Annotated in this window: 22 protein-coding genes and 6 pseudogenes; 9 read left to right on the top strand and 19 right to left on the bottom strand. The window is 59.7% G+C overall.

Going from position 1 to position 25,613, the window contains the following annotated elements; translation table 11 throughout:
* Positions 1 to 443 precede the first annotated feature (443 nt).
* The 4 genes and pseudogenes from U0023_RS25680 to U0023_RS25670 all read left to right on the top strand — a co-directional run bounded on the left by U0023_RS25680 (position 444) and on the right by U0023_RS25670 (position 5,552).
* On the top strand, positions 444 to 1,142 hold the full coding sequence (locus U0023_RS25680) for an IS6 family transposase (protein ID WP_009762499.1): 699 nt from the start codon (positions 444 to 446) through the stop codon (positions 1,140 to 1,142).
* A gap of 779 nt (positions 1,143 to 1,921) precedes the next feature.
* A pseudogene (locus U0023_RS35930) lies at positions 1,922 to 2,080 on the top strand (IS256 family transposase); the annotation flags it as partial.
* Positions 2,081 to 2,496: 416 nt separating this feature from the next.
* Complete coding sequence (locus U0023_RS25675) at positions 2,497 to 4,704, top strand: putative bifunctional diguanylate cyclase/phosphodiesterase (RefSeq protein WP_322883841.1); 2,208 nt, start codon at positions 2,497 to 2,499, stop codon at positions 4,702 to 4,704.
* An 81-nt stretch (positions 4,705 to 4,785) separates the two neighbouring features.
* A pseudogene (locus tag U0023_RS25670) lies at positions 4,786 to 5,552 on the top strand (IS5 family transposase).
* Positions 5,553 to 5,730: 178 nt separating this feature from the next.
* Here U0023_RS25670 and U0023_RS25665 read toward each other — a convergent pair.
* The 4 genes and pseudogenes from U0023_RS25665 to folP all read right to left on the bottom strand — a co-directional run.
* Positions 5,731 to 5,865: pseudogene (locus U0023_RS25665) on the bottom strand (IS5/IS1182 family transposase); the annotation flags it as partial.
* 311 nt (positions 5,866 to 6,176) lie between these two features.
* A pseudogene (gene folK / locus U0023_RS25660) lies at positions 6,177 to 6,650 on the bottom strand (2-amino-4-hydroxy-6-hydroxymethyldihydropteridine diphosphokinase).
* Positions 6,643 to 7,011, bottom strand: coding sequence for a dihydroneopterin aldolase (folB, locus tag U0023_RS25655; RefSeq protein ID WP_009762495.1), 369 nt, complete (start codon positions 7,009 to 7,011; stop codon positions 6,643 to 6,645). Before folB ends, folK begins: the two are co-directional and overlap by 8 nt.
* A complete protein-coding gene (gene folP, locus U0023_RS25650; protein ID WP_009762494.1) occupies positions 7,008 to 7,823 on the bottom strand; it encodes a dihydropteroate synthase in 816 nt (271 codons plus the stop codon). The genes folB and folP overlap by 4 nt, the downstream gene beginning before the upstream one ends.
* Positions 7,824 to 8,111: 288 nt before the next feature.
* Between folP and U0023_RS35655 the strand changes: the two genes are divergently transcribed.
* The 4 genes from U0023_RS35655 to queC are packed head-to-tail and all read left to right on the top strand — an operon-like array spanning position 8,112 to position 10,198.
* Entirely contained in the window at positions 8,112 to 8,465 is a 354-nt protein-coding gene (locus U0023_RS35655) for a 7-cyano-7-deazaguanine synthase (RefSeq protein WP_245272957.1), read from the top strand.
* A complete protein-coding gene (gene queE, locus U0023_RS25640) occupies positions 8,462 to 9,094 on the top strand; it encodes a 7-carboxy-7-deazaguanine synthase (protein ID WP_009762493.1) in 633 nt (210 codons plus the stop codon). Before U0023_RS35655 ends, queE begins: the two co-directional genes overlap by 4 nt.
* Positions 9,094 to 9,471 carry a 6-pyruvoyl trahydropterin synthase family protein gene (locus U0023_RS25635; RefSeq protein ID WP_009762492.1) on the top strand — a complete coding sequence of 126 codons (378 nt, stop codon included), beginning with the start codon at positions 9,094 to 9,096 and terminating at the stop codon, positions 9,469 to 9,471. Before queE ends, U0023_RS25635 begins: the two co-directional genes overlap by 1 nt.
* Positions 9,458 to 10,198: a 7-cyano-7-deazaguanine synthase QueC gene (queC, locus tag U0023_RS25630; RefSeq protein ID WP_009762491.1), complete on the top strand. Its 741-nt coding sequence runs from the start codon at positions 9,458 to 9,460 to the stop codon at positions 10,196 to 10,198. The genes U0023_RS25635 and queC overlap by 14 nt, the downstream gene beginning before the upstream one ends.
* Positions 10,199 to 10,299: 101 nt before the next feature.
* Here the strand turns inward: queC and bluB are convergent, their stop codons facing one another.
* The 12 genes and pseudogenes from bluB to U0023_RS25570 all read right to left on the bottom strand — a co-directional run bounded on the left by bluB (position 10,300) and on the right by U0023_RS25570 (position 21,592).
* Complete coding sequence (gene bluB / locus U0023_RS25625; RefSeq protein WP_009762490.1) at positions 10,300 to 11,088, bottom strand: 5,6-dimethylbenzimidazole synthase; 789 nt, start codon at positions 11,086 to 11,088, stop codon at positions 10,300 to 10,302.
* Between the two features lie 152 nt (positions 11,089 to 11,240).
* A pseudogene (locus U0023_RS25620) lies at positions 11,241 to 11,420 on the bottom strand (ISL3-like element ISMdi2 family transposase); the annotation flags it as partial.
* Positions 11,421 to 11,788: 368 nt separating this feature from the next.
* Positions 11,789 to 12,190: a RidA family protein gene (locus tag U0023_RS25615; protein WP_009762489.1), complete on the bottom strand. Its 402-nt coding sequence runs from the start codon at positions 12,188 to 12,190 to the stop codon at positions 11,789 to 11,791.
* A 31-nt stretch (positions 12,191 to 12,221) separates the two neighbouring features.
* A complete protein-coding gene (locus tag U0023_RS25610) occupies positions 12,222 to 13,208 on the bottom strand; it encodes an ABC transporter ATP-binding protein (RefSeq protein WP_009762488.1) in 987 nt (328 codons plus the stop codon).
* Positions 13,205 to 14,203: an ABC transporter ATP-binding protein gene (locus U0023_RS25605; RefSeq protein ID WP_009762487.1), complete on the bottom strand. Its 999-nt coding sequence runs from the start codon at positions 14,201 to 14,203 to the stop codon at positions 13,205 to 13,207. Before U0023_RS25605 ends, U0023_RS25610 begins: the two co-directional genes overlap by 4 nt.
* Complete coding sequence (locus U0023_RS25600; RefSeq protein WP_009762486.1) at positions 14,193 to 15,749, bottom strand: gamma-glutamyltransferase family protein; 1,557 nt, start codon at positions 15,747 to 15,749, stop codon at positions 14,193 to 14,195. Before U0023_RS25600 ends, U0023_RS25605 begins: the two co-directional genes overlap by 11 nt.
* Positions 15,749 to 16,642: a polysaccharide deacetylase family protein gene (locus tag U0023_RS25595; protein ID WP_009762485.1), complete on the bottom strand. Its 894-nt coding sequence runs from the start codon at positions 16,640 to 16,642 to the stop codon at positions 15,749 to 15,751. The genes U0023_RS25600 and U0023_RS25595 overlap by 1 nt, the downstream gene beginning before the upstream one ends.
* 11 nt (positions 16,643 to 16,653) lie before the next feature.
* The gene (locus U0023_RS25590; RefSeq protein ID WP_009762484.1) at positions 16,654 to 17,445 is read right to left on the bottom strand and encodes an SDR family NAD(P)-dependent oxidoreductase; all 792 of its coding nucleotides are present in this window, start codon (positions 17,443 to 17,445) and stop codon (positions 16,654 to 16,656) included.
* A gap of 7 nt (positions 17,446 to 17,452) precedes the next feature.
* Positions 17,453 to 18,319, bottom strand: a complete 867-nt coding sequence (locus U0023_RS25585) for an ABC transporter permease (protein WP_009762483.1) — start codon at positions 18,317 to 18,319, stop codon at positions 17,453 to 17,455.
* Entirely contained in the window at positions 18,316 to 19,245 is a 930-nt protein-coding gene (locus U0023_RS25580) for an ABC transporter permease (protein ID WP_009762482.1), read from the bottom strand. Before U0023_RS25580 ends, U0023_RS25585 begins: the two co-directional genes overlap by 4 nt.
* 19 nt (positions 19,246 to 19,264) lie before the next feature.
* The gene (locus U0023_RS25575; protein ID WP_009762481.1) at positions 19,265 to 20,767 is read right to left on the bottom strand and encodes an ABC transporter substrate-binding protein; all 1,503 of its coding nucleotides are present in this window, start codon (positions 20,765 to 20,767) and stop codon (positions 19,265 to 19,267) included.
* 33 nt (positions 20,768 to 20,800) lie between these two features.
* Entirely contained in the window at positions 20,801 to 21,592 is a 792-nt protein-coding gene (locus U0023_RS25570) for a GntR family transcriptional regulator (RefSeq protein WP_009762480.1), read from the bottom strand.
* Positions 21,593 to 21,882: 290 nt separating this feature from the next.
* Between U0023_RS25570 and U0023_RS25565 the strand changes: the two are divergent.
* Positions 21,883 to 22,584: pseudogene (locus tag U0023_RS25565) on the top strand (IS6 family transposase).
* Between the two features lie 270 nt (positions 22,585 to 22,854).
* Here U0023_RS25565 and U0023_RS25560 read toward each other — a convergent pair.
* The 3 genes from U0023_RS25560 to U0023_RS25550 are packed head-to-tail and all read right to left on the bottom strand — an operon-like array spanning position 22,855 to position 25,595.
* Entirely contained in the window at positions 22,855 to 23,928 is a 1,074-nt protein-coding gene (locus U0023_RS25560) for an ABC transporter ATP-binding protein (RefSeq protein ID WP_009762477.1), read from the bottom strand.
* 24 nt (positions 23,929 to 23,952) lie between these two features.
* The gene (locus tag U0023_RS25555; protein ID WP_009762476.1) at positions 23,953 to 24,750 is read right to left on the bottom strand and encodes an ABC transporter permease; all 798 of its coding nucleotides are present in this window, start codon (positions 24,748 to 24,750) and stop codon (positions 23,953 to 23,955) included.
* On the bottom strand, positions 24,747 to 25,595 hold the full coding sequence (locus U0023_RS25550) for an ABC transporter permease (RefSeq protein ID WP_009762475.1): 849 nt from the start codon (positions 25,593 to 25,595) through the stop codon (positions 24,747 to 24,749). Before U0023_RS25550 ends, U0023_RS25555 begins: the two co-directional genes overlap by 4 nt.
* Positions 25,596 to 25,613: the final 18 nt, after the last annotated feature.

Below are 25,613 nucleotides of genomic sequence, written 5' to 3'. Positions count from 1 at the left end.
AAAAAGGCGGGCCATGTCCAATACGATCGAAGAAAGTGAGCGCGGATTTGTTGTACTATCCTGCACTCACTTATAGAAGATGTCTGATAAAGTCCTCTTCTCACATTGCGTCTGATCCAGTTCAGCCGGCGTCGTGCAAACAGTGACGTTTTGGCTTTGCACCTACCGACTTGTGACAACCAAGTTGAAATGTCGCTTGATGTGCAAAGTCAAAGTGTCAGTCAGGCCGGGTGAGACGGAGCCTGGGACGGCGGCGCGTAGACTGCTCGATCGGAGCGCCGACGGCCCGGGCGTTTGGGTTTGGGCTGGGACTGGGCGACCTGCGGGAGACGATCCGCGCGATCTTTCATCAAGCCGACCTTCTGGCTCGCGCGGCGGAACTGTCGCAAACCGTTCAGTAACTGAGTTCGGTTAACGCCTTCGGCAAGCCCCGGAGGTTTATGATGTTCAAAGGCCGCCATTTTGATCGCTCGGTAATCCTGCTGTGTGTCCGGTGGTATCTCGCTTACGGCCTGAGCCTCCGGAACTTGGAAGAGATGATGGCCGAGCGCGGTATCTCGGTTGATCATGCGACTATTCATAGATGGATTGTGCGCTATTCCCCCGAACTGCTCGATCAGTTCAATCGGCGCAAGAGAGCCGTCACCGGGAGGTGGCACATGGACGAGACGTACATCAAAGTCCGCGGGCGTCGGATCTATCTCTATCGCGCGGTCGACAGCAACGGCGATACGGTCGAGTTCTGGTTCAGCGAAAGGCGCAACCTCGCTGCGGCCAAGCGGTTCCTGCGCAAGGCTCTTAAGCGACATGGCCGGCTGGAGCGGATTGTGATCGACGGCAGTCAGACCAACCGCGAAGCGATTCTGGCCTGCGATACCATAGACCGTCTCCAGGACAGATCAGGACGTCAGTTGAAGCCGATCCGGATCCGAAGAAGTGCCTGCCTGAATAATCGCATCAAGCAGGACCATCGTGCTATCAAATGCCGGGTTCGACCGATGCTCGGATTTAAGTCGATGGAGTCCGCTCGAGCGATCCTGGGCGGTATTGAGATGATCCACATGATGCGAAAAGGACAGGCGAAGTATGCCTGCCGTTCGCAGCGATCTCTCGCCGAGCAGTTTGACCTGCTCGCCCTATAGGCGCACGACGAGGCACCTGTTCCCTCCTCATCCTTGCTGCGCGTTTGCAACAGAACTCCGCATAGGTAATAGTGGATCCCTGACTACAGCTTGATGCGACTTTGGACATGCCAAGCCCACAGCGCTTCCGCCGAAGATCAGGTTAGTGTCTCAACAGGAAACTGATAGTGCGTGCTCCATGGGCTTTCCGGCTTCTCAATACTCAGAAGATGCAAGCTGGAAGGTAGATTTCTTACCAGTTGATGGTGATAGAGAAATTCTGATCATACCGATCAACACGCAATGTGCCTTCGGGGCCGTTGAGCTGCTCAATCTCCGCGCCTCCTACACCAGCAGCTTGGCGGATCTACCGTGTTATAGGTGTCAAGCGAACCGAAGAATTGCCCCCCTGTTGCCTCACCGAAGAATGTTACCGGGCGCTGTGATGGAACGAACGATCTCTCCTTCCGCGGCTGAAGGGTTGGCGTGCGCCCGCTTGATCGGTAGCGCTCGACGATTGCTTCGACCAATTCCGAGCGTATTGTCATGCCGAGACACCTTGCCATCCACCATCCCCGCAACAGGATGACAAAAGATGACCCATCCCGCCGGGGACAGCGAGCCTACCGGTAACATTCAACGTGAGGCAATGCGCCCCTTGGGCGAACTGAAGTTCGCGCCATCTGGGATGTGGTGGACTTTTGAGAGGGTGGCGTAGTCTCCGGGTGTTGAAGCCCACAAAACGGGATTCGGGCGTTGGAGCGCCAGGGTCCCATTGGAGACCACGCCATGACGAACCGATCAGCAAGTCACATTCTGCGCATCTGACCGGCCAACCTGCCCCCCAACTTTTCGACACCTGGATCGACCCAATCGAGACCGGCGTGCGCGAGCGGGTGCGCGATTGGATCGAAGCCTGTCAATCGGCGCAGAAATCCCGACCCCTGCCAGAAAAGAGGCAAACTCCCGAACATTCGGAACAATTTGCCAGAGTGCGGGGGGCACGAGAGGCGCCGCGCGTGACCGTCCTACTTTGAAAAAAGAGTGTATTGACTCAGAAGGTTGTGTCTCCCCAGTGGCGGGGTTCAAGTTGAGAGCCGAATGACAGTTTTCTCTGAGCCCTGTGCTGATGGCGCTAGTTCGGGCCTCACCAAGTCCCGGAAAAAACTGGCATAGGGCTGCTGCAATGGGTCACAACGCCGTGAACTATGCGAAGGTTTAGCCATTGTTCATAAGAATATATGAACGCTGCGGCTCCCGGGGGGGGGAATAGGTGACATCGTTTCATCAGATGAGGCGGCGACCCGCGCGATGGATAGTCTTGCTTGGGTGCTTTGTCGCCGGTTCTGCAACCCTCGGAGCAGGGTTTGTTTCGGTGACCCTCTACAACAAGGACATCTCAAGCGCTGAAAATACCCTGCGTAATCTCTCTCTTGTCTTAGCAGAGCAGACAGAGCGCGCTTTCCAGAGCATCGACCTTTCTCAGCAGACTGCCCTTCAAGCTCTAGACGGCTTGGAGGAGGCTTGGTCCCATGATCTAAAAACAGCAGCGCGAACCTATAGTTTCTACCAAGTTCTGGTTAACCAGGTCGAACAACTGCCTCACGTTGAAGCGCTCACCCTAGTTGACGATAAGGGAAGGCTACTGAATTCATCCCGGTCATGGCCGATCCCTGAAATGGACGTTTCGGATCGGCCCTACTTCAAAGCATTCAGGGACAATCCTGACCTGCAATTGATGATAGGCGAGCCCGCAGTAAGTCGGGTATCCGGCACGCTGACGGTGCTTGTGGTCCGCAGAATGACCGGCCCAAGCCGCGAGTTCACGGGCCTCATCATTAGTGCGATTGCCTTGGACTATTTTCAGACCCTGTATCGTGAAATCGCGCTATTGCCTGAACGTGCGGTCACTTTGGCGCGGAGCGATGGTGCTCTTCTCGTGCGTTACCCTGAGATACAGTCAGCCCTAACAGATGCACATAGCGTGCGCCTGAATTCGCCAAGAGCCTTTGTTGGGCGAGCGGGAGGGGTCACTAGGAGCATCAGTGTTCTCGACGGCAAAGACAGGATCATTGCAGTTCAAAACCTGAAGCGTTATCCGCTGGTCCTTCTCGTCAGTGATACAGTGGAGACAGCGCTCTCGACATGGTACTATCAAGCAGCACTCCTGGCCGCAATTGCGGCCCTAATGGACGTAGCTGTGGCGATGGCTTGTCTGCTTGGAGTTCGGCAGATCCGTGCAACCGCGAAGAGAGCCGAGGCAGAGAGCTTTCTGGCTCGCCATGACACGCTCACCGGCTTGCCTAACCGCATCCTTTTTAATGAGGAAATCGAGCGAACTGTAAGGGAAGCCAAGCAGTCGGATCGGACGTTCGCAGTACTGCTGCTCGACCTTGATGGGTTTAAGGAAGTGAACGATACACTTGGGCATCAAGCAGGTGATGAACTGCTTCGGAACGTGGGCGCGCGGCTTCGGGCATGCATTCGAAAGAGTGATCTGATTGCACGAATTGGAGGTGATGAGTTCGCCGTTGTGCAGCGAGATGTTGAGCATCCCGATGAGACGAGCGCTCTTGCAAGACGCCTCATCGAGACCATGCGCGCACCATACAGGTTGTACGGTGACCTTGCGTCCATTGGCATAAGCGTTGGCATCGCCTTCGGCCCTGATGGTGACCAGGACGCTGATCAATTGATGAGGCGGGCCGACCTAGCTCTCTACAGTGCGAAGAGAGAAGGGCGAGGAACGTTTCGGCTCTATGAACCAAAAATGGATGAAGAGCGTCTTGCTCGCCGCGCACTCGAACGCGATCTCGCGCGGGCTGTCGAGGCTGGAGAACTTGAACTCTTCTACCAGCCAATTTTCGACCTCCGCACCGATCTCGTTGTCGGATTCGAAGGACTCTTGCGTTGGCGTCATGCGAGACATGGGCTGGTTTCCCCACACGAGTTTATACCAATAGCAGAAGAAACTGGCTTAATCGGGCCAATCGGTGAATGGGTTATTCAGCAGGCGTGCCATCAAGCGGCGAATTGGCCAGCGTCTATAAAGGTGGCTGTTAATCTCTCGCCGGTCCAATTCAAGACTGGCGACGTCATGGCGGCGGTCACGCACGCGCTTGCATCGTCAGGGCTGCCTGCAGAGCGGTTAGAGTTGGAAGTTACTGAATCGACGCTTTTGGATGCGGGGGCCGTGGGTGACATTCTTCAGCAAGTCAAGACTCTCGGAGCCACCATTGCGCTCGATGACTTTGGCACCGGCTATGCCTCGATGAGTTCTCTACGCAGCTTCCCGTTCGACAAGATCAAGATTGATCAATCCTTCGTCCAAGAGATGAATAGCTCATCCGGTAGCGCTGCGATTGTGTATGCCACCCTGGATCTGGCGAGTCGCTTAGGCATTGCTACAACCGCTGAGGGTGTGGAAACAGAGGAACAACTCGGTGTACTTCGCGCAGCCGGATGCACGACGGCGCAGGGTTACTTGATCGGTAGGCCAATGCAAGCTGAGCACATCCCGTCTTTCTTGGTGCAAAGCGAAGTGCATCCTCTCAGATTGCGAAGCTCCGTAGAGGGCCCATGAGACGAGTCAAAACTAGGGCGTGTTGTCGCTTGAACTGATTGGATCGACTTGCGTTTTGCTCCGTCGCGATGAGGAGGAGCAATGCTCAGCGACGGACAATGGGCTCTTCTGGAGCCCCTGATTGAAGCATGCCGGCCGAAAGGCAAGACCCCGCCACAGGATCTGCGGCGCACCGTCTCGGCCATCCTCTGGCGGCACCAGAACGGCCAAGTGGCGGGCTGTCCCGGAGGAGCTGGGCCCTTGGTGGCGTGCCGCCCAGATCTTCATCCGCTGGGCCAGAGCCGGCGTCTGGGAGCGCTTGCTGAGCCTTGTTCAGGAATGTGGGGTCCAGCTCGGCATGGTGTTTCTCGACGGCACGAGCGTGCGGGCGCACCAGAAGGCGGCAGAGGCACGGCGAAAAGGGGATCTCAAGCTCAACGAGACGATCGTGAAGCACTTGGCCGCTCTCGTGGCGGCTATGGCACCAAGGTCTGTGTGATCGCCGACGCCTCTGGCCACGTCATCGCCTTTCGGATCGCGCCTGGGCAGGCGCATGAGCTGCCCCATGTCATCCCGCTGCTCGAGCAACTGGCGGGTGTCCCACCGTGGGGGTCGGAGATCGCGGCTACACCAGCCATGCCTTTCGCGAGCACATCTGGAGCATCGGCGCACCCCCCGCTATCCCGCCGCAGCACCATGAGGCGCCGGTGGCCTGTCCCGAGTGGATCTACACCAACCGCAATGTCGTCGACCGGCTCTGGGCTCGGTTGAAGGAGTGGCGAGCGGTTGCTACTCGCTATGAGAAGACCGCCTCATCGTTCATGGGCATTCTCTGTCTTGCCGCTACACTCGATTGGATCAAGCGATGACACGCCCTAGATAGATAGGGCCTGTAATTGGAAGTTGCATTCGTCAGGGCATTGTCAACTTGAGCAAATCAGGACTGGTTGAGGGCGCAACGACCAGACCTAATTTATTGAAAGTACGTCCTGGACCTTGGGTCAGGATCCCTCAAAGCAGGGCAAATCTGGTCAAGTTGACAATGCCCATCGCCGCTGGTGTCACCCACACGGTCAAGTCACCGCGCCGACGCAGCGCCGCATCGTAATCCCGCCAGTTTTGTACGCAGTAGCGGGCCTTTGGAATCTTGTGGCGGCGCTTTTCATTAACCTTGTAGGGCATGCGGCTCTCGGTATCAGAAGGCCGCCTCTATACCTTACCTCTGACTTGGCACGACATCTCGGATCGATTTACGCACCAACGTCAAGTCTATCGGCAGGCAGCTTGTTTCAAGCCGATGGCGTGTTCCTGACCAACTCTGTGGCTCTCGTCACCCACGTGGTGGAGCTCGATAACACCCCGTGGCTCGACGAGAGCGGGAATTAGTGGAGCGAATTCGCTCTAAGCTCATCACCATGCTGGGTTAATGGAGGGCTCCATGATTGAGCCGACCTCGCGCCTGGGAGGTTGGCAACAGCAAATCCCGTATTCGGTTAGGCAAGCTTCGTGACATCGCCCCTATTCAACCCGGCGAGGACGTCTGCTACACGTCGACTGCCGAGGTTCAGATCAGGTGCGATATCAGCCAGCGGTACCAGCACAAACACGCGCTCTCCTAGGTACGGGTGGGGAAGGGTCAGAGTGGGGGTGTTCAGCTCAAGATCATCATAGGTGAGAATGTCGATGTCGATGACCCGGGGTCCCCACTTGACCTCGCGGATCCGCCCGAACTCACGCTCCACCCGAAGGCACAGCCCAAGAAGGTCATCGGGCGCGAGATCCGTCTCGGCCAGGGCACAGGCATTGACGAACTAGTCCTGAGCAATGGGTCCCCACGGCTCCGTGCGATAGTCTGCAGAGCGCGTCACAATCCGCGCACCGCCCTCATCCAGAGCGGACAGCGCCTTGGCAATGTTCCCACGCTTGTCGCCCAGATTGCTGCCGAGGCTGAGTGCGGCCTTAGCCATCGCGGGAGCGCCGGATCTCAACCGCAACACCGTCGAGGATGAAGGGCACCGGAGCCTCAGGCTTCTCGACCCGCACCGTCAGGGACGTAATCTGTGAAAACCTCTCGAGCACGGCTGCGGCAAGCGCTTCAGCCAAGCCCTCGATAATATGAAAGCGACGTGTGGTTCCGATCTCATGAACGAGCTTGGCCAAGCTCGCATAGCAGACGGTCTGCCGGTAATCGTCCACCCACCCGGCCGGATTCAGATCAAGCGAGCAGGTCAGGCTGACATAGAAGCGCTGCCCCAGATAGACCTCTTCGGCATGAACGCCATGGTAAGCATAGAGCGCCAGACGGGAGAGCGTGATCGTATCGCTCACAACAATGTCCTCAACAGGATGTCGGCCACACGGCAGGCCTCCACATGAGCCGTGACGTCGTGAACCCGAACGATGTCGGCGCCGCGGCTCACGGCAGTCACATGCGCTCCGAGGGTACCAAAGAGCCGATCCCGTGGTGGGACCTCGGGATCATAGAAGCGGCTCAGGACCGACTTACGGGAGGCTCCTACCAGCACGGGAAAACCCAGCGCCTTCAGTTCCGGCAGGCGGCGGAGAGCCTCAAGGTTCTGGTCCGCGGTCTTGCCGAAGCCAATGCCGGGATCAAGGATCAGGCGAGCATCCGGGATGCCGGCCTGGTGGGCGAGAGCCAGGGAGCGCTCAAAGAAGCGCAACATATCAGCCATGATGTCGAGCGAGGCTTCGACCTCGGCCCTGTTGTGCATGATGATTGCATAGGCCTCGTGCTCCGCCACGACCGCAGCCATGTCACCATCGCGCTGAAGGCCCCAGATGTCGTTCACGATCCTGGCCCCTGCCGCGAGGGCGGCTCGGGCGGTGGAGGCCCGATAGGTGTCAATGGAGATCGGCACCGTCAGGACGGGAGCAAGGTTGCGGATGACCGGCAGGACCCGCCGCTGCTCCTCCTCGGCTCCAACTGGTGTATGGCCCGGGCGCGTGGACTCGCCGCCGATGTCGATGATGGCGGCGCCCGCCTGCTCCATCTTGCAGGCATGCTTGACCGCAGTAACATGATCGCTGAACAGCCCTCCATCCGAGAACGAATCAGGTGTGACGTTCAGGACACCCATAATCAGGGTGCGTCTGCCGAGGTCGTTCAGGATCGCAGTCATGGCTTACTTCAGGTCAGGTATGAGCCACCATCTGTCGTGGTTTGCGCCAGAAGTCGAGATCTCTTCTACAGGAGAGCTCGGGTTAAGGGGCGGGACCAACCAGTCATCACAACACATTCTAGGCAACCTGCGGCCTCGAACAGGACGTTCTTCAGCCGTCCTGCACGTAACCATCGTACCAGCCCTGACGGGGTTCCATTTATTACGGAATGCATTCTCATTGACATGCGCACATGGGTTGTCGTTTATGTCGCGCAGAAGCTGATGGAGTGAGCGCTTGGTGAGACCATGCGTTCATTTCTTCAATTTGCTTCACGTTCATCGGCACGTGAGCCGATCCGGTCGCAGCCTACCCGGTCAAAACAAGGAGCCCTGGTGAAGACCTTTGTTATCTGTTCCGGCGGATTGGACTCCGTCACGCTTGCGCGCAGGATCGTGGCTGAGCGAACTCCCACGCGCCTTATGTCCTCTGATCATGTTCAGCGCTTCAAAAAGGAACTGGCTTCGGCACGGGCCTGCACTCTGCGTTTGAGCATGCCTCACAACATCATCGACCTCTCTGCCACAGAACCTCTTCTGGCCGGATTGACGCCGGCCAGCAGCCAAGTGGCGGGCGCAAGCTCTCGAACGAGATCTGAATGAGCTACGCGGTCAAAGAAATCTTCCTGACGCTTCAGGGTGAAGGCGCCCAAGCCGGCCGGACGGCCGTCTTCTGCCGTTTTGCCGGGTGCAATCTCTGGTCCGGACGGGAGAGCGATCGCGCAGCGGCGTCTTGCCGGTTCTGTGACACGGACTTCGTGGGCACTGACGGAACATTCGGCGGACGCTATGCCACCGCCGCCGACCTGTGCCACCGCATCGAGGATCTATGGGGCCCTGGGACCGATCACCGGCTTGTGGTGCTGACGGGCGGCGAACCGCTGCTCCAGGTCGATTCCGCTCTCATTGATGAACTGCACCGCCGCTCCTTCGCGATCGCGGTCGAAACAAACGGCACCATTGAGCCCCCGCTGGGGCTCGACTGGATCTGCATCAGCCCGAAAGGCAGCACCGACCTCAAGATCCGGGCCGGTCATGAGCTGAAGCTGGTCTTCCCGCAGGAGGATGCCCCGCCCGAGCGGTTTGCCTCATTGTCCTTCGAGCGGTTCTCGCTTCAGCCAATGGATGGACCGGATCAACTCTCGAACACGGCGCTGGCCGTCGAATATTGCCTGGCTCACCCGCAATGGCGGCTAAGCCTCCAAACACGTAAGTACTTAGGGATCCGCTGATGTGGGAACTCACCAAATCATTTAACTTCGAAGCCGCCCATACGCTCACCGGTACCACGCTCGGGCCAGCCAGCGAGGAGATCCATGGCCATTCGTTTCGGGCCGAGGTCGCCGTGCGCGGACTGCCCGATCCTCAAACGGGCATGCTGGTCGACCTGGGCCTGCTCGAAGACAAGCTCGCCGAGATGCGCCACACCCTCGATCACAAGTTCCTTAACCGGATCGCGGGGCTGGAGCGGCCGACACTGGAGAACATTACCCGGTTCATCTTCGATCGGGTCCAGCACATCGGGCCAATCGCACGGGTGACGATCTACCGCGATAGCTGCGGTGAAACCTGCACCTACCACGCACCGGTTGGCCATGACCACCGCTGACTCCTCCGCCCTCGTAGTCTTCTCGGGTGGGCAGGATTCGGCCACCTGTTTGGCCTGGGCGTTGTCGCGCTACGAGCGGGTCGAGACGATCGGGTTCTCGTATGGCCAGCGGCATGCGGTTGAGATGGAGTGCCGGGAGCCGATCCGGCAGGCGCTTGCCCGTCTGTCGCCACTCTGGGCTGGCCGCCTCGGACCGGATCGGGTGATCCCGCTCAATGTGCTGGGGGAGGTCAGCGTGAGTGCGCTGACCGCGGACCTGCCGGTGGCCGGCAGCCGCTTGGATGGGCTGCCAGCCACATTCGTGCCCGGGCGCAACTTGGTATTTCTCACCTTTGCGGCGATCGTCGCTTTCCAGCGCGGCCTCAAGCGGGTGGTAACAGGCGTCTGCGAGACGGACTTCAGCGGTTATCCTGACTGCCGCGACGACACCGTCAAAGCGCTCCAGACCGCGCTCAACCTCGGCATGAACGCCCGACTGGTGCTCGAGACGCCGTTGATGTGGATCGACAAGGCCGAAACCTGGACCTTGGCAGAGACGTTGGGCGGGAACGCGCTTGTCGACATAATCGTGCAGGAAACCCACACCTGCTACAAGGGGGATCGTAGCACCCGGCACGACTGGGGCTTTGGCTGCGGCGAATGCGACGCCTGCCGGTTGCGAGCAGCAGGGTGGCAGCGTTACAGCCGCCTTCGGAGCGAGGAGGTGGAGGATTTGCCCTCGCGTTGAGACGTGGTGAGGTGGGCTGCGCCCCACACAGTGCGGTCGGGATGCTCGCATGGCCAGGCATTGCCGGTCATTGACACCGTGCCGGAAACGATGCGCATTCCTCAGCGATCCAGGACGATGCGCCCCTCGGTTGTCCTGGCCTGCCAACGAAGGCGCTCGAGTTCGGGCACGTCATTGATGTCTTCTGGCCATCCGAGGCAGAGGTAAGCGATAAGCTTCCATGAGGGAGGCACGTCCAATCCGCGCGTTACCTCGACAGGGTCGAGGATCGACACCCATCCGAGCCCGAGGCCATGGATACGGGCTGAAAGCCACAGGAGGTGGATGGCGCCCACGACCGACCAGGCGAGCGTCTCGGGCATCGTCGCGCGGCCGAGACCATGCCCCTGGCTGGTCGCCTCCTCACAAAAGACAGCGAGTTGCAGGGGCGCCTGGTCGAGGCCCGACAGCTTGAGTTCGGCATAGGCCTTGGCGCGCGCACCCTCGAAACCGGCGAGCGCCTTCCGGTTGCATTGCTCAAAGCTGGTGCGCACGACTTTCCGAGCATTCTCGCTTTTCACCCGCACGAACCGCCAGGGCTGACTGTTGCCGACGGAAGGCGCTAATTGCACGAGATCGAGGAGGCGCTCCTCCAAGTGCGGAGGAACCGGATCGTTCCGGAACCGGCGAACATCCCTGCGCCAGACCAGTAGCTCTTCGAAACGAATGCGGAATTCATCGTCGAACGAAGGAGGGAATGGGCGCCCAGCAGCCTGTGTCACGTACTTCTCCAAGTCAGAACATTGCGGGCAGATCGGGGAGACGAACCAGCCTCTTGGCTCCCCCCAGTCGCTGCCTTTGCGTGTTATCCCCGGCGCAAGCCGCAGCCAACAGGAGGCTTGCTCGTGCATGATCCGCAGCGACCGTATTGCGCTGATCGGTTGTGATACGCACTGAGCACGCCCCAAGCCTTGCTTAAGCGATGCGGACGGACTTCGGGTGTCCAAGCTCTGTCAATGCCGTTTGAATCGTGGTTCTCCCGCAACCTGTGTGGTGCCTGCTGTTAGGGGGCGTGGAGAACCCACTGACGCAGCAGATCAAATCCGGCCCGTCCATACATCTGCCGCTTGATCATCTTTAGGCGGCTGATCTGGCCCTCTATCGGGCTCGTTGACCAGGGCATCGTCACCACGCCGCGCACCGCCTCACGGTCGCGCCACAGCCCGGCGGCAAGACGCGCCAGCGCCTTGTGTTATTCGGCTTTGAACCGGAACCCCGCCACTAATGAGACACAACCTCCTGAGCGAATTACATTCTTCCCTGAGTATGAGAGGGTCACGAACGGCGCCGATCGGGACCCTCTCACCGTGGCCATTTGCCCTGGGTGTTCAGGAGTTTGCGTCGGTTCCGGAAGGGGTCAGGATTTCCACGCCGATTTACACCCATTGAGCATCGCTGAGTTCATGCCGCCGCATCGCACGTCTCCGCCTTGGTGAGCCCCACCAAGGCAACAGCCATACTCTCATGCAGGTTCACGGGCCGTCAGACAGGATCTAGCTAACCACCCGAATCCAACCCGATCCGGGGCTTAGCATACGCTGTTTGTAAAGATCATGTGACCGTTAGTGCTGGCCGCGCGGCCCAGGCCTCCACCTCCACCAGATACTCTGGACGGATCATGGCGGAGACATAGGCGAACATCGATGCTGGCGGCTCATCACCGTGAAATCCACGCCAGATCTCCACATAGCGCTCACGCTCAACGGGCTGCGTGAGCCACATATTGATCTTGAACACGGCCCGGTGATCCAGACCCTCGCTCTGCAAGATGCGCGTAATGTTCGCGAAAGCGTTGGCGAGTTGCTCCTCGACCGTATCCGGCAGTTGCCCCTTTTCATCCAAACCTACCTGACCCGCGATTGCGAGGATGTCGCTGCCAGCCGGAATGACCGTCAGATGATGGTAGCGACCAACCGGCGGAGCGAGATTGGAAGGGTTCTTTCGTTCAATCATGACCTCAAACTCCTGAACTGCAGATAAAGGCTCAAGCCGCCAGCGGTGCGGGAGCGCGCACAAGGCATGCAGCGCGAGTGCCGCTCGGCACCGATTGCAGCGACGGTCGGATACTGCTGCATGCCTCGATCCGGATCGGGCAGCGTCCAACGAAGGGGCAGCCGGTGGGTGGATTGAGCGGGCTCGGCAGGTCTCCTTTGAGGATGATACGTTCGCGCGAGCGCTGGGTCCGTGGATCGGGCAATGGAATCGCGGAGATCAGCGCCTGCGTGTACGGATGCCGCGGTGCTTCGAACAAGGCCTCAGCCCCACCTTCCTCCACCACTGTACCCAGATACATGACGATTACATCATCGGCTAGGTGACGAACCACCGACAGATCGTGGGAGATGAACAGATAGGATAGTCCGAGTTCTTTCTGCAGTTCCATGAGAAGGTTGAGGATCTGCGAGCGGATTGAAACGTCGAGTGCAGAGACGGGTTCATCCAGGACGAGCAGCTTTGGCGATAAGGCGAGAGCCCTCGCGATCACCACACGCTGGCGCTGTCCGCCGGAAAGGGCGTTGGGCGTCCGCTCTGCGTAGGCGGCAGGCAACCCCACGAGATCGAGAAGCTCACGGACGCGCTGCATGCGCTTGTCCCTACGCCAGCCCTGTATGATGAGCGGTTCGCTGATACTGTCGCCAATGGTCATCTTCGGATTCAGCGCCGCACTCGGGTCCTGGAATACGATCTGGATCTCGGTGGCGAGATCGCGCCTGGCCTGCCTGTCCAGATGTGCGATTTCCCTGCCCTCAAACCGAATAGACCCAGAGCTAACCGGCTCAAGCCCAATAATGGCGTAAGCAGTCGTGGACTTGCCACAGCCACTCTCGCCTACCAGCGCGACCGTGCGTCCAGATGAAATGTCGAAGGAAATGCCGTCAACCGCTTTGACTACTCCGCCGTCTGATCCACGGACAGGGAAGTGAACCTTTAGATTGCGCACGCTGAGGAGAGGTGAATCTGGTTCAATCATGCGAGTTCCCTCAGACGGGTGGTGTGCCAACAGGCAGCGGCATGCCCAACTGTGTCGACGAGATCAAGAGGCGGGCGGCGCTCGCAAGCGTCTGTCGCCAGGGGACAGCGGCTGCGAAACCGGCAACCTCTCGGCCACTGATCGACGCCGGGTACGATGCCCTCAATTGTTCGCAAAGCACTCTTGCGGTGGCCGTCGAGACGAGGAACCGTCGCGAGCAGGAGATGAGTATAGGGGTGAGCGGGAGCCGAGAAGATAGTGTCTACGGGCCCGCGCTCAACCACCCTGCCCCCATACATGACGGCAACATCGTCCGCCATTTCGGCCACGACGCCCATGTCGTGCGTGATGACGATGATGGAGGTGCCGACTTCGTCGCGCAGGCGTTTCATCAGGTCGAGGATCTGTGCCTGGATCGTCACGTCGAGGGCGGTCGTTGGCTCGTCTGCGATGAGCAGACGCGGACGGCAGATCAGTGCCGCTGCAATCATCACGCGCTGGCACATGCCACCGGAGAGTTCAAATGGATACTGCCTTGCCCGTCTCTGCGGATCGGGGATGCCAACGCTTGCGAGCATTGCAATCGCCTCTTCCTGCGCTTCCGCGTGAGAGAGGCCGCGATGCAGGCGCAGCGCCTCCTCCACCTGCGCCCCAACCCGCATCAATGGGTTCAGCGAAGCAACCGGTTCCTGGAAGATGATCGACGCTTGATTGCCTCGGATATTCTCCAAGTTCTTTTCGGACAGAAGCGCGAGGTTCGTGCCTTCCAACTCGATCCGGCCCTCGGCAATCCTGGCGGCTTTCGGCAGAAGCCGCAGGATCGAGAGGGCTGTCAGGCTCTTTCCACAGCCGCTTTCGCCGACAATGGCAAGAATACGCCCCTTGCCCGCCATGAGCGAGACCCCGTCAACCACGTCGAGGCCGGCGATCTGGATCCGGAGATCCTTGATCGCGAGGACTGGAGTCTCGTCGCGTTGCGCGGTTTCAGTCATCATCGGCTGCGCTTCCAATGGCGACGGCAGCCCAGGGGCTGGTTGGATGGGCCATGCCTACGTTTTCTGATCCGGCCCGCATCACAGCGGATGGAACTGCGAAGTTCACCGGGTACAGGGTGTCCTCGACAATCTCAACCGGGTACCGCGTACCGACGGTCGCAGCAACGGCCGGATCCGCCTTGGCATTGATGCGGATCGTCGGTGTGCTGGCGTCGACGCGCGGCGCGTGAAACGCGTCTTCCAAGGAAAGACCGCGGTCGACCATATAGGAGAGGATCTGAAGAACTGTGGGAAAGATCGTACGCCCGCCGGCTGCGCCGATGGCGAGTGCGGGGCGGCCGTCTCTCTTCACGATCAGCGGGCACATGTTGGCAAGCGGCCGTACGCCGCCCTTGATCGAGTTCGGCTGCTGCGGACGCGGATCGAACCACATGACGCCATTGTTCATCAGAATTCCGGCCCCGGGCAGCACAACCTTGGAACCGAACCTCGACAACAATGTGTTAGTGAGTGAAACCATCGTGCCGCTGGAGTCCACGACGCTGAGGTGACTGGTACATCCGGCCTCAGGCGTGGCTGCATGGCCCATCGTCGTGAGGCGCTTCTCGTAGGCGTCACGGATGACGGTCGCGTAGGCCAGAGCAGCATCCGCCATTGATGTTGCGGACGAAAGATCGTAGGCTGCGAGCCGTCCGCAGGCATCAAGGAAAGTGGGACCTCCGCTCAGGCCTGGGATCGCATTGACCTCCAGGTTTCGGTACTCCGAGACGAGAGGGTCGCGCCAGTGAGTCCGATAAGCGGCCAGATCAGCCGCTTCGATCCGGGAGCCTCCCGCCCTGAGGTCCTTGACCAGCAATTGCGCTGTTTCGCCCTCGTAGAAGTCGCGCGCACCCGCCGTAGCAAGTCGCTTGAGGAGTTTTGCCTTGTTGGGCATCGGTCGATAATGCATGGCCTCGCGTTCGCTGGCCCGAGGGGCCCGGCCATTATCGAGGAAGATCTCCGCAGTCGCAGGATACTTTGCCAAGGCCGCGGCTTCGACCGCAAGGGAAAGGGACGTGAACCAGTCTACCTCCAACCCACGCTCTGCATGCTCAATCGCGGGTTGAAGTGCATCGCACCAGGAGAGCGTCCCGAACCGTGACAGCGCTTCCGCAAACCCGGCGACCGCGCCCGGGACGCAAATCGAGCCGTAGCCCGCAATATTCCGGTCACCCTCAACCGACGGCCAGTCAAACCAGTTCCCAGTCTTGGCTCCCGCAAGCGGATAGTCTGCAGGATCGAGGTTCTGCGGGGACATCACGTTGAAGTCGAGAGTATGAACGGTGCCAGTTGCCCCATCAGCGTGGAGGAGAAACCCTCCACCTCCGATGCCGGAGAGCCAAGGCTCCACGACGCTCAAAACGAGAGCCGTCACGACGGCGGCATCCATGGCATTGCCGCCGTTCGCCAAGACCGCGGCTCCCGCTTCTGCGGCGTAGCGGTTCTGCGCGGCAACCAAACCGTGAGGGGTACGCACTTCCGGCTTGCGAAGAGTGAACGTCTGCATCAACGTTCCCTTCCGAAGCGTGCCTCGGCGATCAGCTCCGGGGCCCGCACCGGCACCTTGTAACGCTCTGCGTTGGCGGACGCCCCATGGTGGGCTGCAACCTCGCCCACGGTCGCGATCCACGCCCCCTGCTCTGTCGTGACTCTCTCGAGCAAGCGCTCAAGCATGAGGATGCGATGGGCCCGGCCCGAAATCCAATCATGGATCGTCAGCATCAGGAGGCCACCCTCCTTGTGTAGCATGGACCACTCGTCGACCCAGCTGTCGAGGATCGGGCCCGTAGCTGAGGGCGGCCAGGAATCCGCCCCGCCGCCCACGAACTTGAAATAGACGGCATCGTCGATGGCCCATTGGACCGGTACTTCGGTGACGTCACCGATAGTGTAGGGATGATCGAAACCTGAGAGCGAGCTGTCGTACAGGCCGCGCCTCGTCAGTTCGCTGAGCATATGCGGCGTCATTTCCCAGGCCGGCGAGCGGAAGCCCTTCGGAACAATCCCGACCTGCGCGCGGAAAACCTCGAGCGAGGCCTCCAGGGCTCCTGTAAACTCCTCGTCGCTAACTTGGGAAACAATCTCGTGGAAGTATCCATGCAGGCCAATCTCATGGCCACGCTCTACAAAGGCCGGAAGAAGGTCGGGATGGTTCTTCGCCACCACGCCGGGCACGAAGAAGCTTCCTTTGATCCCAAACCGATCCAGGAGGTCGAGGATGCGCCAGATCCCAACTCGCGGCCCAAAGAGCCGCTGCTCCATCTGGCCGATGACGCGAGCGGTAGTTTCGCTCTTCATATTCCAAAGGAGCGGGGATTCCGCATCCACGTCGACAGTAAAGCAGAATGCGCTTGTCTTGCCGGTGGGCCACTCGTACGGAGTCCGGGAGAACTGGGTCATGGTGATATCCCTCACAGCGGATGCTTCTTTGCTTGGTGGACGGCGAGCGAGCCGATCGAGTTGCCGCCATCGATGGTAAGGGTGGCCCCGGTCACATAAGAGGAGGCGTCGCTCGCGAGATAAAGCAGGCCGTTCGCCACGTCGGACGGCGACGAGGGTCGGCCGAGCGGGATAGCCGCGATGGTGTTGTTGATGTGTTCGTCCGTGAGGCTGCTCACCGAACTGCCAGCGGCGAAGCCGGGCTCTAGGGCATTCACCCGGATGCCGAACTCGGCGAGTTCGATGGCGAACCCCTTTGTCAGTCGGTCCAGAGCGGTCTTGGAGGTGCAATAGGGCACGACCGTGCGTCGCATCTTGCGCGCTGCGCCGGACGAAATGTTGATGACAGAACCCTTGATGCCCTTCTCGATCATCTGGCGTGCAATACCACGGGTCAGGATGAAGGGTGCCCGCAAGTTCACCGAGAAGATCCGATCGAACTCGGCTGTCGAGATGTCGAGCAGGAAGCCGCTCGGATAGATCCCGGCGTTGTTGACCAGTACATCGGCGGCGCCCCAGCGTCGGCCGATTTCGGTGATCAGTGCTTCGATCGATGCCTCGTCGGTCAGGTCCGCCGGATGCGCGAAACCGCCGGTGCCGAGCGAGACTTCTCCGGCATAGGCGCTAAGCTCGGCCTCCTGCGCATCGGTGAGACACAATTCGGCGTCGGCCGCTACGAAAGCATCGACGATCCAACGACCGACAACCCCACAGGCGCCCGTAACGACGACGCGCTTACCGGAAAGATCGGAGAAAAAATCCATGACAGCCTCATTGCGAACGGGGATCGAAGCGATCGCGCAGGTCATCGCCGATGAGATTAACGGCGAGAATCAGCAGGAACAGGCAGAGACCCGGGAAGGTGGCAATCCACCACGCGGTGGCGAGATAGTTTCGCCCTGAGCTGAGCATGGCACCCCAACTTGCCGTCGGTGGCTGTACGCCCAGGCCGAGAAACGACAAACCCGCCTCGAACAGGACCATGAGGCCAAATTCCAGCGTTGCCACCACAGTAACCGCCCCGATGATGTTGGGCAGGATATGTCGGAGGAGGACGCGCGGCGTGGAGGCCCCCATGAAGGCGGCGAGCCGCACATAAGGCATGTTGGCGACGCTCAGCGTCTGGCCGTAAGCGATACGAGCATACCGCGGCCAGCGGGTCAGTGCCAGGACGACGATCACGTTGACGAGTCCCGTGCCGAGGACCGCGACCGTGATGATAGCGAGCAGGATCGCCGGGATCGACAGGAAAACGTCAACAAGGCGCATGACGATCAGTTCAACCCAGCCGCGAAGATATCCCGCCAGCATCCCGAGCAGAACACCGACAACGCCGGACAGGATGACTGAGGCAAAGGCGACGAAAAGCGATACCCGGGCCCCATAGATCAATCGCGAGAGCAGGTCGCGGCCGAGCTCATCGCTACCAAGCAGATAGTGGAAGCTGCGAGACATGGTTCCTGGCGGCTTCATCCGACCCAGGAGATTTTGGCTGTTCGGATCGTAGGGTGCCAACAGGGACGAAAAAACGGCCGCCAAAACAAAGGAGGCGATGAGGATGACGGGCACCCATCGCATGATCGAACGGCGCGACTTGCCGGCTTGTCGCAACGGGACCGATGCGGGTACGGAAGTCATCGGCGGCTCCCATCGAGGCGAATGCGGGGATCAACCGCGCTGTAGAGAAGATCGGCGGCGAGGTTGAGAGCCACCGTGACGAATGCACCCAGCAGGACAATTCCCTGCACGACGAGGAAATCGCGAGCGAGGATCGACTGCACGGTGACCTGCCCGAGGCCGGGCCAGGCAAAAACCGTCTCGACGATGACGGCGCCGGCGAGAAGGTTGGAAATCTCCAGCGCCGCGACGGTGATCACGGGAATGGAGGCGTTGCGGGCGAGATGCCGTCGAAGAAGCAGCCCCATAGGTACGCCACGGGATCGAGCCGTGCGGACGTATTCCTTGGAGAGTTCATCCAACAGCGAGGTGCGGGTAATGCGGGCAAAGGTTGCCATACTCAGGAGCCCGAGCGCGATCGACGGCATGATCAGGTGCTCAATGCCACCGGTTGACGACGGCGGGAGCCAGCCCAGCGTCACGGCGAAGATCAATATCAGGATAATCCCGCTCCAGAAGGTCGGCATGCTCTGCGCCGCCAGAACGACGCTCGCCAGCAACCGGGACGCTGGATGATCGCGATAAAGGGCAAGAATGATCCCCACCGGGATCCCCAGACCGCAAGCGACCAGCAGAGCGCCTCCCGCCAGTTGCAGGGTATATGGCAGGCGCGAGGCGATGATATCCCAGACCGGCACGTTCTGGATGACGGAGCGACCCAGGTCAAAGCTGGCGATCTGTTTCAGGAATGCCAGGTATTGAACGATGAGCGGACGGTCGAAACCGAGCGCCGCGCGCATCGCTTCGATATCGGCCTGGGTCGCCGTTTCGGGGACGAGCAGGTAGGTCGGATCACCGGTCAGCCGTTGAAGGAAGAAGATCAGCGTTACGACACCGAAGATTGTGCCGATAACTTGGCCGACCCGCCGAAGAAGAAAGCGTCGCATGGATGATCCGAGGGCTCGTTCAATCTTTCCAGGTCATGCGGTTCAGGAACATGCTCTCGTTCGGCGTGGGTTGCCACTGAAGGCCTTTCGCCGCGCCGTAGATGATGCCAACTTGATAGAGCGGGACGAGGAAAAGCTCCTTTGCAACGCGCTCATGAACCGCGCGGTAGAGCGAAAGTCTCTTCTTTTCGTCGAGAGTTTGACGGGCCTCAATGAGAAGGCGTTCAACCTCCGGATCCTGCGCATTGGCCCAACCACTGGAAGAATGAAGCAACGGGAAGAGCACGCCGTCGGCATCCTGGCACGCACAGGACCAGCGGCTGAAGGCCATTTGGGGGATCGAACCCGGTCCGCTCTGCATCTGCTTGAGCCAGTTGGCCATATCGGTCATTTCGATGTTCACCGTGAGGCCTGCCTCGCTCAGCATCTGCTGGATCGCCTGGACGACACGCTGGTCGTAAACGGGAGAGGTCAGGAGCGAAATCGGCTGTTTGGCCTTCGAACCCGCTTCAGTGATCAGCGCCTTCGCCTTGGCAAGATCATAGCTCCGCGCCTCGATCCCCTCGACCCACCCGACATGGGCTGGCGAGAGCATCTCCGGGACGGCCTTGTCGTAGCCGCCAAGGATTCCCTCAACGAGTCCATCCTTGTCGATGGCGTAGGCAACAGCCTCGCGCACCTTCGGATCGTTCACTGGTGGCTTTTGAATGTTCATGGCGAGATACGCCACGCGTTCGGTGAGGACGGAGAGCACCTTGGCCTTGGGTGAGTTCTTGAGCTGCGCCGCGAGGTCGGAGTCGAGGGTGACCGCCAGATCGCTCGTGCCGGCCTGCAGGTTCGCCACCCGGGTTGCCGCATCCGGCACCGCCCGGAACGCCACGCTGGCAAACGGACCCTTGGCGCCCCAGTACTTGTCATTAGCCGCCAAGGTCACCTGCACGCCGCGCTGCCAGCCCTCGAACTTGTACGGACCGCTGCCCACCGGCTTCAGGTTGAAGGCGTCCTTGCCCACCGCGTCCACCACGTGCTTGGGCACGATCGACAGCTTCACGAGCTGGCCCAGCAGCGCCGGGTAAGGTCCGTCGGTCGTCAGCTTCACCGTGGTCGGGCCTGTCACCTCGGCCTTCACGATCTTGTTAAATTGACCCAGCTGGGGGCTGGCGAACTTCGGGTCGGTGATCCGCTGCACACTGAAGGCCACGTCCTCCGCCGTCAGCTTCTGGCCGTCATGGAACGTCACGTCGTCCCGGAGCGTGAACTCGATTTCCGTATCTGACAGGTACTTCCAGGATGTGGCGATCTGCGGGACGATGTCGCCTTTGTCGTCGCGCGTGATGAGATTGTCGAAGATGTTGCGATAGACGTAGTAGCTGTCCGGGTTCCACTGCACGTGCGGGTCCAGCGACGACGGCTCGTTGACCAGATCGACCGTCAGCTTCTCTTTGGCCAGCAGCGCGCCGGGCGCCACTGCCAGGCACAGCCCCAGAAGGGCAGCCGCCAACCCTCTTCCCCGTCTCACCATGTCAGATCTCCTTCTGGTGCGTTGCCTGAGCAATCATGATTTGGACGTAGAGCGCGGCTCGTCCTGTGCTCCCTTTCCTGCCGAATGTGTCGGCTTCTGTACGCGAGATCGGCGGGCGCTACGCTTGTGTGATTGGCCTAAAACGGCTTCCGGATGGCGCAGGAGGGCCCGTGAGGCGAAGGTCTCAAAATGATCGACGTCCCGCAATATCTCCACGGTCGCGCCGGCGTGGTCCGATGCGGCCAGCGCCTCGAAAAGGCCCTCCCGACTGAGGGGGCGGTATTGTACCTCTCCCGACTCGAGAAAGCTCACGACGCGTTGGGAATGATCCCAGAGCTCGCGAAGCCATTTCCTTTGGAACCAGTTTGTGCGCGCCGCGAGAAGATCGAGGATTTGCCGGTCGGTCATGCGCGCGGTGACAAGGGCTTGCGGGTCTTGCCGGCCTGCAAGCGCCGCGGCAAGCGTGACGAGCGTTTGGACGCGCTCGCGTTCGGAAGCGGCCAGCCCTACATACGCAATTGCCTTCTCAGCTTGGCGTCGCGCCGTGATCACGTCGCCAATGAAGGCGCCGGTAATCGGCTTGGCCTGCCATCCCTGCCGCGGGAGCGGAGCAACCAAACCTTCCGCTACGAGGATCTGCAATGCAGCCCGGACCCCGGCGCGCCCAAGGCTATATCGGGTTTCGACCTCTACTTCAGAGAATGCCGCTCCAGGGGCGATTTCGCAGGCCAGGACGGCATGGCGAAGCACTTGGAGAGCCACCGCACTTTTGGCGGTTGGCCCAGGGGGCTGAGGCGACGCGAAGGGCGAGGACCGATCATACATGCCCCTAGGTCAGCACGATTTGTAACATCGCACAAGGTGCTTTGTGACATCTCACAAGGCTAAATGATGGGCATTTTATTCATCCATATGCATTGCCGCGACTGTGCGTGACCGGCCAATCACATCCAGGCGCACCACCGGCGCGTGGATAAAGTCGAGCTATTCTTGAAACTTCGTCTGGTCGCAGGCGGCGGGCACCCGTTAGGCGATTCTGTTGCAGCTTTGAAGCTTGCTCGGCCTGAGCTGTGTCAGGAGGAGGCTGAGAGGGGCTGGCGGTGATGCAAGGTAATATGAGCCCGTTCAAGGGTCGCCAGTTCACGGCGGAGATCATCCTGTGGGCGGTCCGCTGGTACCTGCAGTTCCCGATCAGCTACCGTGGACCTCGCGTGCATGCTCTCCGATCGAGGCGTGTACGTGGACCATACCACCCTCTTTCGGTGGATCCAGGCTTACGCGCCCGCACTGGACAAGCGCGTCCGTCCGCATCTTCGCATGACCAACGGCTCCTGGCGGGTGGACGAGACATACATTCGGGTGAAGGGGGAATGGGTGTATCTCTACCGTGCCGTTGATGCGACCGGGCAGACAATTGACTTTCTGCTCTCACCCAAGCGGGATGCGGCTGCCGCCCGACACTTCTTCCAGAAAGCCTTAGGGCAGCCACACACGGTCATCCACGGACCATCCCGGTCGACAAGAATGCCGCTTATCCAAGCGCAAAGAAAGCGATGAAGCGGGATGGAGGACTCTGGCGCTTTGCCAAACTCCGGCAGGTGAAATTTCTCAACAACATCGTCGAGCAGGATCACCGGCGCATCAAACGGCTGGTCCGTCCTGGGCCGGGCTTCAAGAGCCTCACGACGGCCTCATGGACGATTTCGGGCTACGAGGGCATGGCGATGATCCGCAAGGGACAGGTTGTCCGTGCACCCGCGAATGACATGGGCACTCAGCGCGACTTCATCGCTACCCTATTCGGCACAGCCGCATAACCAGCGTCCTCACCCGGCCTTCGCTTGACCTACCTCAGTAGTTGCAACGGAACTCGGTCGAAAGCGGACTCGCGTTCTTTTCCAAGTAGATATTCCGCGTGCTTGAGGTCAGCAATTTCGCATTTCAAGGCGGATATTCGAGCAAGCATTATCTTTCGACCGGGATTTGTATGATCTTTGGGTCTCTTGGTGAATCTGCCTCCTCAAATGCAATCCGGGGCTGAGGCCCCTTTGTAACAAGCCAGCTGGCAATCCGCGATTTGCCCTGCGTCAGCGTTCGGCCATGACGTGGATGCTATCTTGATCCCACTCGGCAACACAGCGCATCCCCTCCTGCAGCGGTTTCCCGTCTAGGCTAGGAACTCGGATCCGAAGGCTCCGCTCTCCTGCCCTTCCAATCACCAGAAGGTTGTCGCCATAATTGACGATCGACTCGACCGTAACATCGCAGGCGTGTGCGCTTGGATTTTGGCGTTTACCTGGGCGCAGACGGATCATCTCGGGGCGGATGAGAAGATTGACCCTGTCGCCGCGTTTAGAATGTCCAGGATTAACCGCGAACTCGCCGAACCCAAGTACACGAACAGTTCGGTCGTCCTTGACGAATTCGGCATCAATCAGGTTGCTGTCTCCGACAAAGGAAGCGACAAACCTCGTCTTTGGCCTAAAATAAACCTCCAGCGGAGTGCCCACCTGCTCGATCTTGCCGGAGTTGAAGACTGCAATTCGGTCCGACATCGTCATAGCTTCGGTCTGGTCATGCGTGACATAGATCATCGTCACACCCACCTCGCGATGGATCCGCTTGAGCTCGATTTGCATGTGCTCTCGAAGGTTTTTGTCCAACGCACCGAGTGGCTCGTCCAGGAGGATCAGATCCGGTTGAAAGACCAGAGCGCGGGCGAGCGCCACACGCTGCTGCTGGCCGCCGGACAACTCACCAGGGTAACGATCACCGAAGCCGCCTAACCCAACTCTCTCCAAGGCCTCCAATGATTTTACGTGCCTCTCCTTCTTGGCCTCACCTCGCATCTTGAGCGGAAACGCTACATTGTTGGCCACGCTCATGTGAGGAAATAGAGCATAATTCTGGAACACGACGCCGATGTTGCGCTCGTAGGGTGGGACATGCCCGATCGCCCTACCATCGATATTGATCGAGCCTCCCGAGGGCTCTTGGAAGCCAGCAATCATCATCAATGTCGTCGTCTTTCCGGATCCCGACGGACCGAGGAATGTGATGAACTCTCCAGGAGCGACGTCGAGCGAGACATCGTCCACGGCCCGCTGGAGCCCGCCGTAGTGCTTCACGAGGTTTCTTAGGGAAAGGGAGCGAGCAGGCATGATGTTGGAGCCTCTGGTCGGTATTCAGGAAGCAAGTGGAGAGTTCCGCCGATCCAGAGTACGGCGAACAGACCGTACCGCGGCTGGGACTAGAACGCCGGCGAGAGCTGCCGCGAACAGCAAGGATGAGGCTACCGAAATGACAGGGTCGGCTTCCATCCTAAAGCTATTGAACATCTGACGCGGGAGGGTCGCGACGTCACGTCCGGAGATAAAGAGCGAGACCACAGTCTCGTCGAACGAATGGACGAAGGCAAACAACCCGGCGATGACGAAGGCCGGCGCGAGGATTGGCATCGTGACCAGTCGGAAGATCGTCAGAGGGCGGGCACCAAGGCTCATTGCGGCCCGCTCTAGTGACAAATCAAACCCTTTGAGTGCCGCCGTGATAATCAGCATCGCAACAGGGATCGAGAAACAGGTGTGAGCGAGAACGACACCGAGATAGGTCTGGAGGAGGCGCAGTTCTCCAAAATATACATAGTATCCGAGAGCCATCACGATATGAGGCACAATGAGTGGGGTCATCAGGAGAAGGTTAAAGGCACTCCGACCCGGGAACCGATGCCGCACGAGAGCGAATGAGGCAGGAACGGCAAGCGCCATGGTCAGGACAGCCGTCGCAACCCCAATGATGATGCTATTGACCAGCGGTCCAGTCCAGTTGGGGTCCGCAAAGAACTTCGCGTAGTATCCTACCCAAAGACCATGTGGCGGGAATTGAAGCGATGGTGCGGTGCTGAATGACATCGGCACCACAACCAGGAGGGGCGCCGCCAGGAATATGGTAATCGCGATTGCGCCGAGCCGGACCAGAGTCATATCCGGCCTCCCCAAAGACGATCCATGCCGAAGTATCGGCTATAGACACTGAAGAGACCAAGGGAGGCGGCAAGGAGGACAAGCGACATCGCTGCGGCCCCGCCGAAATCGAGAACCTGCTCCATTCGATCGCCGATGAGACCAGCGATGGTCTGTTCGCGAGGGCTACCCAGGAGAACGGGCATTACGTAGAACCCAAGGCAGGTTATGAACACAAGTGTGATCCCATTGATGATGCCGGGCGCACTCAGTGGAAGATAGATGTGCCAAAAGACGCGCCATGGCCTTGCACCCAAGCTGCCTGCAGCGTCCATGAGCTTTGGGTCGATCCGCTTCATCACCGCGAACAGCGCCATCGTCATGAACGGGATGAGCCCGTGGGTCATTCCGAGGGTTGCCGCAAAGCTCGTAAAGAGGAGACGGGGTGGTGGAGAGTGGCCGAAGAGCGCAACGAGCGCAGGAACCGGCCCCTGAACTCCGAGGATTACCATCCAGGCATAGGTACGGACGAGATAACTGGTCCAGAAACTGAGCGCGACGACCATGAGGATCGTCTTTCCTAACGTTCCTTTCGATGTCGCAGCAACATAAGCCAGCGGATAAGCCAGCAACAGGCTTAGCCCAGTCACGACCACGGCCATCCAAAATGTATTGCCGAGGGTCATCAGGAACAATCGCGAGTTAAACAACTCGCGATAGTTCGCTATTCCCCATGAAGGATCACTGAAGCTCAGGACGGTAACATACCCAAGAGGAACTAAGAAAAAGACCAACAGGAACAGGCCTGCCGGCAGGCCCAGAAAGATAGGCCCAGTTTTAATCCGCCGTTTCTTGGACATCGTCATTCGCTTCCCGGGGGAGTC

Origin of the sequence: Microvirga lotononidis, assembly GCF_034627025.1 — a bacterium.
Lineage (GTDB): Bacteria > Pseudomonadota > Alphaproteobacteria > Rhizobiales > Beijerinckiaceae > Microvirga > Microvirga lotononidis.
The sequence above is the reverse complement of the archived record's forward strand: the minus strand, read 5'-3'. Positions and strand labels throughout refer to the sequence as shown.

Coding starts and splice junctions, on each gene's coding strand:
- bluB (WP_009762490.1), bottom strand. CDS start 11,088: ATGCACGAGCAAGCCTCCTGTTGGCTGCGGCTTGCGCCGGGGATAACA.
- U0023_RS25585 (WP_009762483.1), bottom strand. CDS start 18,319: ATGACTTCCGTACCCGCATCGGTCCCGTTGCGACAAGCCGGCAAGTCG.
- U0023_RS25605 (WP_009762487.1), bottom strand. CDS start 14,203: ATGATGACTGAAACCGCGCAACGCGACGAGACTCCAGTCCTCGCGATC.
- U0023_RS25590 (WP_009762484.1), bottom strand. CDS start 17,445: ATGGATTTTTTCTCCGATCTTTCCGGTAAGCGCGTCGTCGTTACGGGC.
- U0023_RS25550 (WP_009762475.1), bottom strand. CDS start 25,595: ATGACGATGTCCAAGAAACGGCGGATTAAAACTGGGCCTATCTTTCTG.
- queE (WP_009762493.1), top strand. CDS start 8,462: ATGAGCTACGCGGTCAAAGAAATCTTCCTGACGCTTCAGGGTGAAGGC.
- U0023_RS25600 (WP_009762486.1), bottom strand. CDS start 15,749: ATGCAGACGTTCACTCTTCGCAAGCCGGAAGTGCGTACCCCTCACGGT.
- U0023_RS25610 (WP_009762488.1), bottom strand. CDS start 13,208: ATGATTGAACCAGATTCACCTCTCCTCAGCGTGCGCAATCTAAAGGTT.
- U0023_RS25580 (WP_009762482.1), bottom strand. CDS start 19,245: ATGCGACGCTTTCTTCTTCGGCGGGTCGGCCAAGTTATCGGCACAATC.
- queC (WP_009762491.1), top strand. CDS start 9,458: ATGACCACCGCTGACTCCTCCGCCCTCGTAGTCTTCTCGGGTGGGCAG.
- U0023_RS25680 (WP_009762499.1), top strand. CDS start 444: ATGTTCAAAGGCCGCCATTTTGATCGCTCGGTAATCCTGCTGTGTGTC.
- U0023_RS35655 (WP_245272957.1), top strand. CDS start 8,112: ATGCGTTCATTTCTTCAATTTGCTTCACGTTCATCGGCACGTGAGCCG.
- U0023_RS25635 (WP_009762492.1), top strand. CDS start 9,094: ATGTGGGAACTCACCAAATCATTTAACTTCGAAGCCGCCCATACGCTC.
- U0023_RS25570 (WP_009762480.1), bottom strand. CDS start 21,592: ATGTATGATCGGTCCTCGCCCTTCGCGTCGCCTCAGCCCCCTGGGCCA.
- U0023_RS25555 (WP_009762476.1), bottom strand. CDS start 24,750: ATGACTCTGGTCCGGCTCGGCGCAATCGCGATTACCATATTCCTGGCG.
- U0023_RS25575 (WP_009762481.1), bottom strand. CDS start 20,767: ATGGTGAGACGGGGAAGAGGGTTGGCGGCTGCCCTTCTGGGGCTGTGC.
- folP (WP_009762494.1), bottom strand. CDS start 7,823: ATGACTGCGATCCTGAACGACCTCGGCAGACGCACCCTGATTATGGGT.
- U0023_RS25615 (WP_009762489.1), bottom strand. CDS start 12,190: ATGATTGAACGAAAGAACCCTTCCAATCTCGCTCCGCCGGTTGGTCGC.
- U0023_RS25560 (WP_009762477.1), bottom strand. CDS start 23,928: ATGCCTGCTCGCTCCCTTTCCCTAAGAAACCTCGTGAAGCACTACGGC.
- U0023_RS25595 (WP_009762485.1), bottom strand. CDS start 16,642: ATGACCCAGTTCTCCCGGACTCCGTACGAGTGGCCCACCGGCAAGACA.